This is a genomic window from Sinorhizobium psoraleae (assembly GCF_013283645.1).
Lineage (GTDB): Bacteria > Pseudomonadota > Alphaproteobacteria > Rhizobiales > Rhizobiaceae > Sinorhizobium > Sinorhizobium psoraleae.
Genome location: NZ_JABEKV010000001.1, coordinates 48,188 through 64,243, shown reverse-complemented (window position 1 = coordinate 64,243; position 16,056 = coordinate 48,188). Strand labels below are relative to the sequence as shown.

Below are 16,056 nucleotides of genomic sequence, written 5' to 3'. Positions count from 1 at the left end.
GAGGGAGGAGACAGGGAATGCAGAAAAGAAAAATCGGCCGGACGAATCTCTCCGTGACCGAGTACAGTTTTGGTGCGGCCGGGCTTGGCGGCCTCTATCGCGAATGCACGCGGGAGGCAGCGATGGAGACGCTCGATGCCGCCTGGGCGGCCGGCATCCGCTATTTCGACGCTGCGCCCTATTACGGGTTGGGATTGGCCGAGCGGCGCGTGGGCGATTTCCTGCAGGACAAGCCGCGCGACAGCTTCGTGCTTTCGACAAAGGTGGGCCGCCTGCTTCACCCGGTCCCGGAAGGCGCGGTTCCGGACTATTCCTACGTCAAACCGCTGAATTTCGACGTCACCTTCGATTACAGCTATGACGCGATCATGCGGTCCGTCGAGTTCAGCTACGCCCGCCTCGGTCTCAATCGCATCGACATCCTCTATGTCCATGACATCGGCGTCTACACCCACGGCGCCGCGAAGAATGCCGTGTTTTTGCGGCAACTGATGGATTCCGGCCTGAAGGCCCTGGAAGAGCTGAAGTCTGGCGGCGTCATCTCGGCCTATGGATTGGGCGTCAACGAAGTGCCGGTCTGCCTTGAGGTCATGCGGCGGGCCGATATCGACTGCATTCTCCTGGCCGGGCGCTACACGCTTCTCGACCGCTCGGCGGTCGCCGAGTTGCTTCCGCTTTGCGAGGAGAAGGGGACGTCGCTCGTTGTTGGCGGTGTGTTCAATTCCGGTATTCTCGCCACCGGACCGGTCGAAGGCGCCCATTTCGACTATATGCCGGCCAGCGAAGACGTGCGAACGCGGGTTGGTGCGATGGAAAAGATCGCACGCGACCGCGGCATGCCGCTTGCGGCACCTGCGCTCCAATTTCCGCTTGCCAGTCCGCAGGTCGCTTCGGTGCTGCTCGGCACTGCGAAGCCCGCGAGCCTCGAGCGCAATATGGAACTCACCCGACAGAAGATCGCGGCGGAAGACTTCGCCGCCTTCGAGCCTTACACGCTTGTCGCGCCCGAACTCGGGCTGGAGGCGGTACGGGCCTGACAGGTGCCGTTGCGCTGACTTGATGTCGGCGCGGCGGCAAACCGGGACATCGGCACGCCCGTGGCCCCTCCGGAAATGCCTATGAAAACATGTTGTTGCGTCTGGGAGGAACGCGATGAATGGGATCGGCAGAACGGCTTGCCATTTCAAATTCACTGCGCTAGCGTGCCAATCTGTTTTTTATAGATAAAAGATCGATCCGTATGCACCTTGCGGATCGCATTCGATAACGGAACGAGGTGTTACTTGAGAGGAGAAACCCGATGAGCATAACCAAGCACATTCTGTCCCGCCGTGCCTTCACCGCACTTGCCGGTGCCGCATTCCTCGCCACCATGGCGCCGGTCGCGTCCTTCGCCCAGGACGTCACCATCCCGATCATCGTGAAGGACACCACTTCCTTCTACTGGCAGATCGTTCTCGCGGGCGCGCGCGCCGCCGGCAAGGACCTCGGCGTGAACGTGCCGGAACTTGGCGCTCAGTCCGAATCGGACATCAACGGCCAGATCAGCATCCTTGAAAACGCCGTCGCCGGCTCGCCGGCCGCAGTCGTGATCTCGCCGACCGAGTTCAAGGCGCTTGGCAAGCCGATCGACGAGGCAGCAAAGTCGGTCCCGATCATCGGCATCGATTCGGCGGCAGACTCGAAGGCCTTCACCTCGTTCCTGACGACCGACAACGTCCAGGGCGGTCGTATTGCCGCCGACGGGCTCGCCGCGGCGATCAAGGAGGCAACCGGTAAGGAGGAAGGCGAAATCGCCATCATCACCAGCCTGCCCGGCGTCGGCTCTCTCGATCAGCGCCGTGAAGGTTTCCTCGATCAGGTCAAGACCAAGTATCCGGGCTTCAAGGTCGTTGCCGACAAATATGCCGATGGTCAGGCAACGACCGGCCTCAATATGATGACCGACCTGATCACCGCCAATCCGAATCTCGTCGGCGTCTTCGCCTCCAATCTGATCATGGCGCAGGGCGTCGGCCAGGCGATCGCCGAGAACAAGCTCGGCGACAAGATCAAGGTGATCGGCTTCGACAGCGACGAGAAGACGGTCGGCTTCCTGAAAGAAGGCGTGCTGGCGGGTCTGGTGGTACAGGATCCCTATCGCATGGGTTATGATGGCGTAAAGACGGCGCTTGCGGTCTCGAAGGGCGAGAAGGTCGAAGCCAATGTCGATACCGGCGCGAACCTCGTCACCAAGGCCAACATGGCCGATCCGAAAATCGATGCGCTTCTGAATCCGAAGGTGAACTGAAGCAATTCCGGTGTGACGGTTTTTCCGTCCGGAATTGCCAAAGTCTCAAAGAGTTAGATCGTTTCACTGCGTCGGCGACACGGTGGAACGATCTAAGGATCCGGACGAGGCGACAGCAGGTTCGAGGGGGCGCCGTCGCCCTTCCGGGTCGGCGCATAACCCCGGGAGTTGTAAGCGATTTCGGGGTTATGCGCAGTTTCTGAGGTATTGCAGCGCCGCAGCCGGCTTTGAAGCAAGGCGCTGCCGAGGAGGAGGCTTTCATGATTGGACTTCACGAGGTCGGCCATCGACACGAGGGCAAGCCGAGAACGCCTGCCGGCCATCCCGTTCCCAAGGGTGAACCGATCCTCGAATTGCACAGTCTGCGGAAGAATTACGGTGCCGTCGAAGCACTGAAGCCCGCGACCATTACCTTTCTCTCCGGCGAGGTCCATGCGATCGTCGGTGAAAACGGCGCCGGCAAGTCGACGCTGATCAAACTGCTCACCGGTGTGATAACCCGAACCTCGGGCGAGATCCTATGGTGCGGCGAGCCCGTTCAACTCGCAAGTCCCAATGAGGCGATTTCGCGCGGCATCAATGCCGTCCATCAGGAAGTCGTGCTCTGCCCGCATCTTTCCGTCGCGGCCAACATGTTTCTTGGCGACGAGATGAACAGGCGCGGGCTGATGCGGAAGCGCGCGATGACCGACGCCGCCCAAGGGGTGCTTGACGATCTCGGCTTCAACCTGCCCGCAGGTGCGGTGCTCGGCAGCCTGACGATCGGCCAGCAGCAGCTGGTCGCGACCGCCCGCGCGGCGATGCGCGGCACGCAGTTCCTGATCTTCGACGAGCCGACGGCCTATCTCACGCGACAGGAATCCGAACAACTGTTCCGCCTCATTCGCCGGCTGCAGAGTGAAGGCGTCACGATCGTCTACATCAGCCACCGCCTGGAGGAAGTGTTCGAACTTGCCGACCGCGTCTCCGTTCTGCGAGACGGCACCCATGTCGGCACGCGGGCGATCGGCGAGACGAACGAGGCCGAACTGATCGCGCTGATGATCAATCGCACGATCGAACAGATTTATCACAAGGAGCATTTTACCGCAGGCGAGACACTCATCGAGGCGCGAGGGCTGAGCGGTCCAGGCTTCGCCGACGTGTCGCTGACGGTCAGGGCCGGCGAGATCGTCGGTCTTTACGGCCTGATCGGTGCCGGCCGCAGCGAATTTGCGCTCGGCCTTTACGGGCGCCATCGGCTCAGCGCAGGAGAGGTCTTCTGGCAGGGCAGGAAGGTCGAGATCGACAGTGAGCGAAAGGCGATGGAACTCGGCATCGCGCTTGCGCCCGAGAGCCGTCGTGACCAGGGCCTCTGCCTCAACCTGCCGATCGGGCTCAACATCAACTTGCCGGTTTTCCGCAGGCTGACGCGCGGGCTGACGATCAACCGTGCCGAAGAGGCCGCAAATGCCGAGCGCCAGATCAGGGATCTGAAGATCAAGACGCCGTCACGCCGGGTGCTGGCATCGGCCATGTCTGGCGGCAACCAGCAGAAGATCGTCATCGGCAAATGGCTGAGCCACGGGGCAAAGCTGTTCATCTTCGACGAACCGACCGTCGGCGTCGATGTCGGCACCAAGGCGGAAATCTATCGGCTTTTCTCGCGGCTGCTGGAGAAGGGAGCGGGCATTATCCTGATCTCCTCCTACTTGCCCGAGGTTTACGAACTGTCGGACCGGCTGCATGTCTTCCGGCAGGGGCGGGTTGTGGGAAGCCACGGCTACCGCACGGCCAGCCACGAAGAGGTGCTGGCGCAGGCGATCGGCGCGTGATTGCGAGAAACAGGCATAAGGGACTGCAGGGAGGAACGAGATGAGTGTGGAAACGGTAGAAAGCAGCACGGGGCCGACGCCGAGGAAAGGGATCAGCATCCTGTTCGGCCTGACGTTGCTGGGGCTCCTGCTCTTCCTCTGGCTGCTCCTCGGGTTCGCGACCAACAGCTTCTGGACGCCGAACAACATCAGCAACCTGCTGCGCCAGGGAGCGATGACGGCAATCCTTGCCGTCGGCCAGACCTTCGTGATCATCACCGCCGGCATCGACCTCTCGGTCGGAGCCGTGGTCGGTTTCACCAGCGTCATAGTCGCATGGCTGCTTGCCGCCGGTGTTCCGCTCTGGCTTGCCCTCATCGCCACCTTGGCGATCGGCGTCCTGATCGGCGCGTTCCACGCCTTCGCTATCGTCCGCATGGGCCTGCCGCCCTTCATCATCACGCTGGCAACGCTGACGTCGCTGCGCGGCATCGGCCTGCTCATCACCAACGGCTCGACGATATCGATCACCAACGAAGCCTTCACCAATTTCTCGCGGGCCGATTTTCTCGGTGTGCCGAGCCTGTTCTGGATGGTGATCGTCGTCGCCGTGCCGGCATATATCTTCCTGCACCTCAGCCGTTTCGGTCGCTATCTCTTTGCTGTCGGCTCGAACAGCGAGGCGGCCCGCCTTTCCGGCGTCAACGTCAACCGCACGATCTATCTCGCCTATATCCTGTCGTCGACCTGCGCCGCCTTTGTCGGCCTGCTGCTTGCCTCGCGCATCGGCATCGGCAACGCCACGCAGGCGGAGGGCTGGGAACTGCAAGCGATAGCCTCGTCGGTGATCGGCGGCACGAGCCTTTTCGGCGCCGTCGGTTCGGTCCACGGCCCGCTGCTCGGCGCCTTCATTCTGGCGACGATAAACAACGGCGCCAATCTCATGAACGTCAATTCCTTCTGGCAGCGCGTCATCACCGGGCTGCTCATTATCGTCATCGTCTACTTCGACCAGCTCCGGCGGCGAGGCGAGCGATGATCGGGGTTCACGCATGAAAGCCATTCTCTGCCCGGAACCCGGGCGCCTCGAGATCGTCGACCGGAACCGACCGGGGGCACCCGCCGTCGGCTGGGCCCGCCTCGCCGTCAGCCATGTCGGGATCTGCGGTACCGACTATCACATCTTCGAAGGCAAGCACCCCTTCCTGCAATATCCTCGCGTGATGGGGCACGAGATTTCGGCGAAGGTGATCGAAGCCGGCCCCGAGACGTCCCTCGCGCCCGGGACGCTGGTGGTGGTCAATCCCTATCTCTCCTGCGGAACCTGTGTGGCCTGCCGAAGCGGAAAGCCGAATTGCTGCACGGCGATCCGTGTTCTCGGCGTTCACACCGATGGCGCCTTCTGCGAGGAGATCATGATGCCGGAACAAAATCTCTATCCGGCTCAGGATCTATCGCCCGAAGCTGCCGCTGCGGTCGAATTCCTGGCGATCGGAGCCCATGCGGTGCGCCGGTCGAACGCCGCGCCCGGTGCCCGTTCGCTCGTCATCGGCGCCGGTCCGATCGGCCTCGGAACCGCGATCTTTTCCCGGATCGCCGGACACAGCGTCACCCTTCTCGATACGAGTGCCGAACGACTGGACTTCGCCGCCGACGGGCTTGGCTTCGCGCATCGCATCGTTGCCGACAATGACGTTGAACGTGCGGTCGCGCAGGCGACGGATGGCGATGGCTTCGATGTCGTTTTCGACGCGACAGGCAACGGAACGTCGATGGAACGGTCGTTTGCCCACGTCGCCCATGGCGGAACGCTCGTCTTCGTCAGTGTGGTCAAGGACGATATCCGTTTCTCAGACCCGGAATTTCACAAACGCGAGATGACCTTGGTCGCCAGCCGCAACGCCACGCGTGTGGATTTCGATCATGTCATTGCGTCGCTTCGCGATGGCTTGGTCCCGATCGATGCGCTGATCACCCATCGCACGACACTCGATCAGGCGGTGCACGATCTGCCGCGCTGGGCGCATGACAAGTCCGGTCTGGTCAAGGCGGTGATAAACGTGGGTGCTGCATGACCTTCATCGATGCTCACCAGCACTACTGGACGCTCGGCCTTGGCCATAACGACTGGCCGGTGCCCGATCTGGCGCCGATTTACCGTGATTTCGGACCTGGCGACCTCAAGCCTCACCTCGCGGCGTCAGGAATTTCGCGAACCGTCCTCGTTCAGGCCGCGCCGAACGTCGAGGAAACCGAGTTCCTGCTTGCGCTTGCAGAACGGGAGGATACGGTCGCCGCCGTGGTCGGTTGGGTCAATATTCTGGCCAACGATGCCATTTCGGAGATCAGCCGTCTTACGGCCCACCGGAAGTTCAAGGGCATCCGACCGATGCTGCAAGGCATCGTGGAGACTGCCTGGATCCTGCAGCCGCGGGCGATTGTCACGCTGCAGGCGTTACCGCAATTGGACCTCAGGTTCGACGCCTTGATCCAGCCGCGGCATTTGCCTGTCATCGCGACCCTTGCCGATGAGGTGCCCGAGCTTGCGATCGTCGTCGACCACGGCGCCAAGCCCTTTATCGCCGCGGGAGAGCTGGAGCCCTGGCGGTCCGATATGGCAGCGCTCGCGCGTCGCCCGAATGTCCACGTCAAGCTCTCGGGGCTAGTGACGGAGGCTGGAGCCGGCTGGTCGGTCGAAAGACTTAAGCCCTATGCAGCGCATCTCCTCGATGTCTTTGGGCCGGATCGCGTGATGTTCGGAAGCGACTGGCCGGTGGTGCTGCTCGACGCGGATTATGGTGCATGGTTTGCTGCGGCGCAGGAACTGACGGCGCATCTCACGTCGTCAGAGAAGGAGAGTGTCTTTTCCCACACAGCGGCCCGCTTTTATGGAATTTCCGGCTAAGGACTTGCCTTTGCCGGGCTTTCCGGCGCACTGTCGCGAATCCGGTAACATTTCTTGCAGCACCTTGTTCCGGAGCGAGAAGGGCATATTTGTTGCACTGCACAAGAAACGTGGTAGTCTGGCGGCGATTGCGGACACCAAGACAAACAATCGCAAGCTTGCGTCCGACTGGGAGCGGCGTTGTCATTGATTGAAACAAGGGGTACGCGTCCCATGTTCTACCAGCTTTACGAATTGAACCATGCCATGATGGCCCCGTGGCGTACGGCCGCGGATGCGCTGCGCCTCGCCTTCAACAATCCGATGAATCCCGTCTCGCACACCTATTTCGGTCGTGCTGCGGCTGCGGGGCTGGAGGTTTTCGAGCGCGCCACGCGGCGCTACGGCAAACCGGAATTCGGCCTTCCGGAAACGATCGTCGACGGGCAACCTGTGGCGGTTCACGAGAAGATCGTCTGGCGCGCGCCTTTCTGCAATCTCATCCACTTCGAGCGCTCCCTTCCGAAGGGAAGAACGCCGGACCACAAGGTTCTGATCGTCGCGCCGATGTCCGGGCATTACGCCACGCTGCTGCGCGGGACGGTCGAAGCGCTGCTGCCGCATGCAGATGTCTACATCACCGACTGGATCGATGCCCGGATGGTGCCCTTAGCCGAAGGCACGTTCGATCTCGACGACTATATCGACTACGTCACCCAGATGCTGCACTACCTTGGACCCGACACCCATGTGATCGGCGTCTGTCAACCGGCGGTGCCGGTCCTGGCCGCGGTTTCGCTGATGGAAGCGGCGGAAGACCCCCTTGCGCCAGCGTCGATGACGCTGATGGGCGGCCCGATCGACACCCGCATCAATCCGACGGCGGTCAATCAACTGGCGGAAGAGCGCTCCATCGAATGGTTCCGCGACAATGTCATCATGCCCGTTCCGTGGCCGCAGCCGGGCTTCATGCGCATGGTCTATCCGGGCTTCCTGCAGCTCTCCGGCTTCATGTCGATGAATCTCGATCGGCACCTGATCGCCCACAAGGAATTCTTCGCGCATCTCGTCAAGAACGACGGTGATGCCGCCGACAAGCACCGCGATTTCTACGACGAGTATCTGGCGGTCATGGATCTGACGGCGGAGTTTTACCTCCAGACCGTGCAGGTCGTCTTCATGCAGCATGCCTTGCCGAAGGGCGAGATGATGCACCGCGGACGGCGCGTCGACCCGTCGGCCATCCGCAAGGTGGCGCTTCTGACGGTGGAGGGCGAAAACGACGACATTTCCGGCGTCGGCCAGACGAAGGCCGCGCAGACGATCTGCACCAACATCCCGGAGCATATGCGCCTGCATTACATGCAGCCGGATGTCGGACATTACGGCGTCTTCAACGGATCGCGCTTCCGCCGCGAGATCGCGCCGCGCATCGTCGCTTTCCAGCGGGAGCACTCGCGTCGCGCGCCGCCGGTCAAGCAGCTCATCAAGGGCGGCAAGTCGGCCTGACGGGAGACGATTCCGCTTTTCGGCCGTGCGAGGTCGTTTTTGCCGGTGTAGAGTCAAGATCTTGTCCGATTCCGACACCGAAAGTCTTGCAGCGACGGTAGGCCTTTCCCACATCGTTTTCATCGGGTCGCGATGGGCGGCCCGCTGACTGCGAGGAATCGTGAAGATGAACCAATCTGCATTGATCCGTCCGGACTGGACGCCCGCGACCATTGCGTTGATGGTGCTCGGCTTCGTTGTGTTCTGGCCGCTTGGCCTGGCAATGCTCGCGTATATCCTCTTCGGCGAAAAGCTGAGGGCGTTCAAGAAGAACGCCAACGGCAGCGTGGATCGCATGTGCGCCGGCTTCCGGCGCAACCGCCGTCAGCACTGGGCGCATCATCGCACCGGCAACGTCGCTTTCGACGATTGGCGTGAAGCGGAACTTGCCCGCCTCGATGAGGAACGCCGCAAGCTCGACGAAATGCGCGAGGAATTCGACGCCTATGTGCGCGAACTTCGCCGCGCCAAGGACCAGGACGAGTTCGACCGCTTCATGCGCGAGCGCAAGAACGGCGGCCCCGCTCCGTCCGCCGGTTCCGAGACAAGCTGAGCCGAAAGCACTTATCCGGCGTTTCACATGAAACGCCGGATAACCAACCGCTGCTGCGAATGATCCGCGAATCGGATAGAAAGGCGCCATGTTTCCTTCTCTCAAGCGGCGCCGCCACGATGGATCTCCCGCAGATGTCACGCGCGACATCGAGGTCGCCGGCAAGCTTCTGCCGCTGACCATCCGCCAGAATGCCCGTGCTACACGGATGACTCTTCGCATCGAGCCAGGCGGCCGGGCATTGAAGCTCACCGTCCCGGAGGGCCTGCCCGAGCGCGAAGTCCACGCCTTCCTGAACCGCCATCAGGGCTGGCTGATGACCAAGCTTGCGCGGTTTTCCGGTGAAAGCGAACTCGAGGATGGGGGCTCCATCCTGATCCGCGGCGTCGCCCACCGCATCGAGAGGACCGGCAGGATCCGCGGTCTGACGGAGGCCCTGACGCTTGGCGACGAGAGCGTTTTGCGGGTGAGCGGCGGGGAAGAACATTTGGGTCGGCGGATTGCCGACTTTCTGAAGAAGGAGGCGCGCAACGATCTCGAACGTCTCGTTGCCGTCTATACCGGTAGGCTCGGGCGCCGGGCGCGGTCATTGAATCTCAAGGACACGCGCAGCCGTTGGGGTTCCTGTTCCGCAGAAGGTGACTTGAGCTTCTCCTGGCGGATCGCGATGGCGCCGCCGAAGGTTATCGCCTATCTCGCGGCGCACGAGGTTGCTCACCTCCAGGAGATGAACCACGGACCGGGTTTCTGGGCGCTCTGCGAGAAATTGTGTCCCGACACCCGCGACGCCAAGCACTGGCTGAAGCGCAACGGCACCATGCTGCATGCGATAGACTTCGGCTAAGCAGTTCCCCGGGCAACCGGGACACGGGTTTCCGTCCGGATTGCGTGGTTTCAATGGGTCAGGCGCGGCCGTTGAGCGCCGCCTTGATCTTTTGGTCCGTCTTGTACTGGCTGAGCGCGTAGACCGACCAGATCGCCGCCGGAATCCAACCGATCAGTGTGATCTGCAGAATGAGGCAGATGATGCCCGCAAAGGGCCGACCGATCGTGAAAAACTGCAGCCAGGGCAGAATGAGGGCGATCAGCAGACGCATAATTCCTTCTCCGTTGTGGTAGAATGCATATGGTGAGAAGCTGGCCGTGCCGCAACGTTGCGCCGGTCGTGCTTGCTGCATAATTTCTTAAATCGGAATCGACTTAGGGCCAAAATTATGCAGCGAGTTTAAGATGCTGCAGCGTCTATTGCCCGTCATATTTTGGCGCGCGGCGCTGTAGGCGACGCAACGTTTTGGCTCGACTCGGGCGACATTTCGTGCAAGGTCGCTTCCCATGAAAACTGACGTGAAGATTTGCGGGCTGAGGACCGCGGAGGCTGCGGAGCGCGCGGTGGCGCTTGGCGCATCGCATACAGGCTTCATCTTCTTTCCCAAGAGCCCGCGCAATATCGAACCGGACGATGCCGGCCGTATCGCCGAGCGCATTCGCGGCCGCGCAAAGACCGTGGCGGTGACGGTCGACGCGGACAATGATGAACTCGACGAGATAGTTTCCGCCCTCAAGCCCGACATCCTGCAGCTTCACGGTTCCGAAAGTCCCGACAGGGTGCTTTCCATCAAGGCGGTTTATGGCCTTCCCGTCATGAAGGTCTTGTCGATACGCGAGGCATCCGACCTCGACCGGATCGAACCCTATCTCGGCATTGCGGATCGCTTTCTTTTCGACGCCAAGCCGCCGGCGGGTTCCGACCTGCCGGGCGGCAACGGCGTTTCGTTCGACTGGCGGCTGCTCGACGCGCTTGACGGCGGCGTCGATTACATGCTTTCCGGTGGATTGAATGCAAACAACATCGGCGAAGCTCTGGCGCTGACCGGCGCGCGGGCGGTCGACATTTCCTCCGGCGTCGAGAGCGCGCCGGGCGTCAAGGATTTGAAGCTCATGGAAGCATTTTTCGATGCCGTTCGCCGGGCAGACGGCGAGCGGACGCGAGCAGGGAGCAAGACGTGAACGAGGCGCCTAAACTGAACTCCTTCAGAGCCGGACCCGACGAGGAAGGCCGCTTCGGTATCTTTGGTGGCCGTTTCGTCGCCGAAACGCTGATGCCGCTGATCCTCGACCTTCAGGATGAATGGAACAAGGCAAAGACGGATCCGGCCTTCAAGGCCGAGCTTGAAAAGCTTGGGGCGCACTACATCGGACGGCCGAGCCCGCTTTATTTCGCGGAGCGCCTGACGGCCGAACTCGGCGGCGCGAAGATATATTTCAAGCGCGAGGAGCTGAACCACACGGGCTCCCACAAGATCAACAATTGCATCGGCCAGATCCTGCTCGCCAAGCGCATGGGCAAGACGCGGATCATCGCCGAGACCGGCGCGGGTCAGCATGGCGTCGCCTCCGCGACTGTCGCCGCCCGCTTCGGCCTGCCGTGCGTTGTCTACATGGGCGCGACCGACGTCGAACGGCAGGCGCCGAATGTGTTTCGCATGAAGCTTCTCGGTGCCGAGGTGAAACCGGTAACGGCCGGCCACGGCACGCTCAAGGATGCGATGAACGAGGCGCTGCGCGACTGGGTCACGAATGTCGACAGCACCTATTATCTGATCGGCACCGCCGCCGGTCCGCATCCCTATCCGGAAATGGTCCGCGACTTCCAGTCCGTCATCGGCCAGGAGGCAAAGGAGCAGATTCTCGCAGCCGAAGGCCGGCTTCCCGATCTCGTCATCGCGGCGGTCGGCGGTGGCTCCAATGCGATCGGCATCTTCCATCCGTTCCTGGATGACGAGGGCGTCAAGATCGTCGGCGTCGAAGCCGGCGGCAAGGGGCTTGAAGGCGACGAGCATTGCGCCTCGATCACGGCCGGCTCGCCGGGAGTCCTGCACGGCAACCGCACCTATCTGCTTCAGGACGGCGACGGCCAGATCAAGGAAGGGCATTCGATCTCGGCCGGTCTCGACTATCCTGGCATCGGGCCGGAACATGCCTGGCTGAACGATATCGGCCGCGTCGAATATGTCCCGATCATGGATCATGAGGCGCTCGAAGCCTTCCAGACGCTGACGCGGCTCGAAGGCATCATTCCGGCGCTCGAACCATCGCATGCGCTGGCCGAGGTCATCAAGCGGGCGCCGAAGATGGGCAAGGACGAGATCATCCTGATGAATCTCTCCGGTCGCGGCGACAAGGACATTTTCACGGTCGGCAAAATTCTGGGTATGGGGCAATAACGATCATGACCGCACGCATGGAGAAACGGTTTGCCGACGTGACGGCGGAGGGTCGACCAGCCCTCGTCACCTATTTCATGGGCGGCGATCCGGATTTCGATACCTCGCTCGCGATCATGAAGGCGCTGCCCAAGGCCGGCGCAGACGTGATCGAGCTCGGCATGCCCTTTTCCGATCCCATGGCCGACGGACCGGCGATCCAGCTGGCCGGGCAACGTTCGTTGAAGGCCGGCCAAACCCTCGCCAAGACCCTTGAGCTTGCGCGCCTCTTCCGCCGCGACGACCAGCAGACACCGATCGTGCTGATGGGCTACTACAATCCGATCTACATCTATGGCGTCGATCGTTTCCTGACGGACGCGCTCGCTGCCGGTATCGACGGTCTGATCGTCGTCGACCTGCCGCCGGAGATGGATGACGAGCTCTGCATCCCCGCGCTGGACAAGGGCATCAATTTCATTCGCCTGGCGACGCCGACCACCGATGACCGCCGCCTGCCCAAGGTGCTCGAAAACACGTCCGGCTTCGTATACTACGTTTCGATGACCGGCATCACCGGTTCGGCCCTGCCGGATCCGTCGCTGATTGCAGGCGCCGTTGAGCGGATCAAGGCGCACACGCAACTGCCCGTTTGCGTCGGCTTCGGCGTCAAGACGGCAGAACAGGCGCGGGCGATCGGCGCATCGGCGGATGGTGTTGTCGTCGGCACAGCCATCGTCAATCAGATCGCCTCCAGCCTCACGGAAGAGGGACGGGCGACCGATGCGACGGTTCCGGGTGTTGAAGCGTTGGTAATGGGCCTCTCGGCCGGTGTGCGGGCGGCAAGGCTCGCCGCAGCCGAATAATTGCCCAGATTAACGCGCACAACCCGAAGGAATTCTTCAGGAGTTTATAAGTGAACTGGATCACAAACTACGTTCGGCCGAAGATCAATTCGATGCTGGGTCGCAGGGAAGTTCCGGAAAATCTCTGGATCAAGTGCCCTGAAACCGGCGAGATGGTGTTCCATCGCGATCTCGAAGAGAACAAGTGGGTCATTCCGCAGTCCGGCTTCCACATGAAGATGCCGGCGAAAGCCCGGTTGAAGGATCTTTTCGACGGCGGGATCTACGAAACGCTGCCGCAGCCGAAGGTGGCGCAGGACCCGCTCAAGTTCCGCGATTCGAAGAAATACATCGATCGCCTGCGTGACAGCCGTGCGAAAACCGAGCTTGAGGATACGATCGTTGCCGGTCTTGGCCTCGTGCAGGGCGTCAAACTCGTTGCCGTCGTGCACGAGTTCAACTTCATCGGCGGCTCGCTCGGCATGGCGGCAGGCGAGGCGATCGTGAAGGCCTTCGAAAGGGCGATCGCCGAAAAATGCCCGCTGGTGATCTTTCCCGCCTCCGGTGGCGCCCGCATGCAGGAAGGCATCCTGTCGCTGATGCAGCTTCCGCGGACGACCGTGGCAGTGAACATGCTCAAGGAAGCAGGACTTCCCTACATCGTCGTCTTGACCAACCCGACGACGGGCGGCGTGACAGCTTCCTACGCAATGCTTGGCGACATTCACATCGCCGAGCCCGGCGCGGAGATCGGTTTCGCCGGAAAGCGGGTGATCGAGCAGACCTTGCGCGAGAAGCTGCCGGAAGGCTTCCAGACGTCCGAATATCTTCTGGAGCATGGAATGGTCGACATGGTGGTCAAGCGGCATGACATCCCGACGACCATTGCACGCGTCCTCAAGATTCTGATGAAGAAGCCGGTTGAAGCCGCCAAGCGCGAGGTTGGGCCGCAAGCATCCGCCTTGCCGGTCGCGGCGCGCGCCTAGACGTCGCGTCCGCTCGGTTCGGTTGACTTGGTGCGGCATGCATGCGGAAACCGCTTTACACTGTGTCGGTATCGCGTGCCGGCAGATGATTTTTCGAGGCGATTGACATGACGGCGACGCAGGTCAGCGAAGCGGCGCAGGAGATCGAGAAGCTTCTCGCCTTGCATCCAAAAGGGTTCGACCTGTCGCTCGACAGGATTACCCGGCTTTTGGCCGCACTTGGCAATCCGCATGAGCGGCTGCCGCCCGTCATCCATGTTGCAGGGACCAACGGAAAAGGGTCGGTCACGGCCTTTTCGCGGGCGATCCTCGAGGCTGCGGGCCTGAGCGTCCATGTCCACACGTCGCCGCATCTCGTAAACTGGCACGAGCGCTATCGATTGGGCGTCAAGGGCGGCAAGGGTGCGCTTGTCGGCGATCGGGTGCTTGCCGACGCGGTGCGGCGGGTGGCTGAGGCCAATGCCGGTCAGCACATCACCGTCTTCGAAATCCTTACCGCGGTCACCTTCCTGCTCTTTGCCGAGCATCCCGCCGACGTCGCGATCATCGAGGTCGGGCTTGGTGGCCGGTTCGACGCGACGAATGTCATCGCCCGACCGGCGGTCTCCGTCATCATGCCCATTTCGCTCGACCACCAGTCCTATCTCGGCGACCGTGTGGAACTGATCGCCGCCGAAAAGGCGGGGATCATGAAGCGCGGCTGCCCGGTGGTGATCGGCCACCAGGAGGAAGACGGCGTGCGCGACGTCCTTGTCGCCACAGCCGAGCGTCTCGGCTGCCCGATGTCCGTTTACGGCCAGGATTTCATGGCGCATGAGGAGTTTGGCAGGCTCGTCTTCCAGGACGAACGCGGACTGGCGGACCTGCCATTGCCACGACTGCCCGGCCGCCACCAGTATGCCAACGCTGCCGCGGCCATCCGCGCGGTCAGGGCGGCCGGCTTTGATATTCCAGAGGCGGCCATCGAAAAGGGCTTGGCCGGCGTCGAATGGCCCGGGCGCCTGCAGCGGTTAGGCGGCGGCAAGCTTTCGCATCATGGCCCGCCAGGTGCCGAGATCTGGGTCGATGGCGGACACAATCCGGGTGCGGGGCAGGTCATTGCCGAGGCGATGGCGAGTTTCGAGGAGCGCGAGCCGCGGCCTTTGTTCCTGATCATCGGCATGATCAACACCAAGGATCCGATCGGCTATTTCAAGGCCTTCCTCGACCTTGCGGAGCAGGTCTTCACCGTACCGATCCACGGCTCCGATTCCGGCCTCGACCCTGTGGCGCTTGCCGAGGATGCCGGCGCCGTCGGCTTCGAGACCACCGCGACCTCGTCGGTGGCAGAAGCGCTCGGGATTATTGCAGAGCTTGTCGAAGAGGATCCGGTACCGCCGCGCATCCTGATCGGCGGGTCGCTTTATCTCGTCGGTGACGTACTCTCCGAAAATGGCACGCCGCCGCGATAAAGGCATGCCCCGTTCGGCCTGTCGCCCTCCATCCGAGATAAGAAAAAAGCCCGGCGTGCCGGGCTTTTTTGAGTTCGGTTCCTTGGGAACCTGGCAGCTCAGGCTGCGGCAGTCGAAATCCACGAGGTCAATGCGGTCTTCGGAGCGGCACCGACCTTGATGTCCGCCACTTCACCGGCCTTGAACATGGCGAGCGTCGGGATCGAGCGTACGCCGTACTGAGCGGCAAGCTCGGGGTTTTCGTCGATGTTGAGCTTGGCGACCTTGACCTTGCCGGCGAGCTCCGTTGCGATTTCCTCAAGGCTCGGCGCGATCATCTTGCACGGACCGCACCATTCCGCCCAGAAATCGACGACGACCGGCTCGGCCGAGTTCAGGACTTCCTGCTGAAAATTGGAGGTATCGACTTTCACAGTGGCCATCTGCTGCTCCTTGCTTTCGGAAATGGCGACCGCACGACCTCTGATCCTGCGGTTCTTCAAAATGTTACCGCGCCTTTCTGT

16 protein-coding genes are annotated in these 16,056 nt (G+C 61.9%); 14 read left to right on the top strand and 2 right to left on the bottom strand.

Annotated features, from left to right (window positions below):
* Nucleotides 1–17 precede the first annotated feature (17 nt).
* The 9 genes from ILFOPFJJ_RS00270 (at nucleotide 18) to ILFOPFJJ_RS00230 (ending at nucleotide 9,912) form a co-directional block, all read left to right on the top strand.
* A complete protein-coding gene (locus ILFOPFJJ_RS00270) occupies nucleotides 18–1,037 on the top strand; it encodes an aldo/keto reductase (RefSeq protein ID WP_173508594.1) in 1,020 nt (339 codons plus the stop codon).
* Nucleotides 1,038–1,300: 263 nt separating this feature from the next.
* The gene (locus tag ILFOPFJJ_RS00265; protein WP_173508593.1) at nucleotides 1,301–2,290 is read left to right on the top strand and encodes an ABC transporter substrate-binding protein; all 990 of its coding nucleotides are present in this window, start codon (nucleotides 1,301–1,303) and stop codon (nucleotides 2,288–2,290) included.
* A gap of 260 nt (nucleotides 2,291–2,550) precedes the next feature.
* Nucleotides 2,551–4,104 (top strand): sugar ABC transporter ATP-binding protein, encoded by a 1,554-nt coding sequence (locus ILFOPFJJ_RS00260; protein ID WP_173508592.1) that lies wholly within the window; start codon nucleotides 2,551–2,553, stop codon nucleotides 4,102–4,104.
* A 40-nt stretch (nucleotides 4,105–4,144) separates the two neighbouring features.
* A complete protein-coding gene (locus ILFOPFJJ_RS00255; RefSeq protein ID WP_173508591.1) occupies nucleotides 4,145–5,122 on the top strand; it encodes an ABC transporter permease in 978 nt (325 codons plus the stop codon).
* Between the two features lie 13 nt (nucleotides 5,123–5,135).
* A complete protein-coding gene (locus ILFOPFJJ_RS00250) occupies nucleotides 5,136–6,158 on the top strand; it encodes a zinc-binding alcohol dehydrogenase family protein (RefSeq protein WP_173508590.1) in 1,023 nt (340 codons plus the stop codon).
* A complete protein-coding gene (locus ILFOPFJJ_RS00245; protein ID WP_173508589.1) occupies nucleotides 6,155–6,988 on the top strand; it encodes an amidohydrolase family protein in 834 nt (277 codons plus the stop codon). The genes ILFOPFJJ_RS00250 and ILFOPFJJ_RS00245 overlap by 4 nt, the downstream gene beginning before the upstream one ends.
* Nucleotides 6,989–7,201: 213 nt before the next feature.
* Entirely contained in the window at nucleotides 7,202–8,476 is a 1,275-nt protein-coding gene (phaZ, locus tag ILFOPFJJ_RS00240) for a polyhydroxyalkanoate depolymerase (RefSeq protein WP_173508588.1), read from the top strand.
* A 166-nt stretch (nucleotides 8,477–8,642) separates the two neighbouring features.
* Complete coding sequence (locus ILFOPFJJ_RS00235; protein WP_173508587.1) at nucleotides 8,643–9,068, top strand: DUF2852 domain-containing protein; 426 nt, start codon at nucleotides 8,643–8,645, stop codon at nucleotides 9,066–9,068.
* 88 nt (nucleotides 9,069–9,156) lie between these two features.
* Complete coding sequence (locus ILFOPFJJ_RS00230) at nucleotides 9,157–9,912, top strand: M48 family metallopeptidase (protein WP_173508586.1); 756 nt, start codon at nucleotides 9,157–9,159, stop codon at nucleotides 9,910–9,912.
* Nucleotides 9,913–9,970: 58 nt separating this feature from the next.
* On the opposite strand, the gene ILFOPFJJ_RS00225 is transcribed toward ILFOPFJJ_RS00230, so the two are convergent.
* Complete coding sequence (locus ILFOPFJJ_RS00225) at nucleotides 9,971–10,165, bottom strand: YqaE/Pmp3 family membrane protein (protein ID WP_173508585.1); 195 nt, start codon at nucleotides 10,163–10,165, stop codon at nucleotides 9,971–9,973.
* Between the two features lie 235 nt (nucleotides 10,166–10,400).
* Here ILFOPFJJ_RS00225 and ILFOPFJJ_RS00220 point away from each other — a divergent pair, with 235 nt between their 5' ends.
* The 5 genes from ILFOPFJJ_RS00220 to ILFOPFJJ_RS00200 all read left to right on the top strand — a co-directional run bounded on the left by ILFOPFJJ_RS00220 (nucleotide 10,401) and on the right by ILFOPFJJ_RS00200 (nucleotide 15,553).
* On the top strand, nucleotides 10,401–11,075 hold the full coding sequence (locus ILFOPFJJ_RS00220) for a phosphoribosylanthranilate isomerase (RefSeq protein ID WP_173508584.1): 675 nt from the start codon (nucleotides 10,401–10,403) through the stop codon (nucleotides 11,073–11,075).
* Nucleotides 11,072–12,292: a tryptophan synthase subunit beta gene (gene trpB / locus ILFOPFJJ_RS00215; protein WP_173508583.1), complete on the top strand. Its 1,221-nt coding sequence runs from the start codon at nucleotides 11,072–11,074 to the stop codon at nucleotides 12,290–12,292. Before ILFOPFJJ_RS00220 ends, trpB begins: the two co-directional genes overlap by 4 nt.
* 5 nt (nucleotides 12,293–12,297) lie before the next feature.
* Nucleotides 12,298–13,137, top strand: coding sequence for a tryptophan synthase subunit alpha (gene trpA / locus ILFOPFJJ_RS00210; RefSeq protein WP_173508582.1), 840 nt, complete (start codon nucleotides 12,298–12,300; stop codon nucleotides 13,135–13,137).
* Between the two features lie 50 nt (nucleotides 13,138–13,187).
* Nucleotides 13,188–14,102, top strand: coding sequence for an acetyl-CoA carboxylase, carboxyltransferase subunit beta (gene accD, locus ILFOPFJJ_RS00205; RefSeq protein ID WP_173508581.1), 915 nt, complete (start codon nucleotides 13,188–13,190; stop codon nucleotides 14,100–14,102).
* A gap of 107 nt (nucleotides 14,103–14,209) precedes the next feature.
* Nucleotides 14,210–15,553: a bifunctional folylpolyglutamate synthase/dihydrofolate synthase gene (locus ILFOPFJJ_RS00200; protein WP_173508580.1), complete on the top strand. Its 1,344-nt coding sequence runs from the start codon at nucleotides 14,210–14,212 to the stop codon at nucleotides 15,551–15,553.
* A 98-nt stretch (nucleotides 15,554–15,651) separates the two neighbouring features.
* On the opposite strand, the gene trxA is transcribed toward ILFOPFJJ_RS00200, so the two are convergent.
* Entirely contained in the window at nucleotides 15,652–15,975 is a 324-nt protein-coding gene (gene trxA, locus ILFOPFJJ_RS00195; RefSeq protein ID WP_153440576.1) for a thioredoxin, read from the bottom strand.
* Nucleotides 15,976–16,056 lie beyond the last annotated feature (81 nt).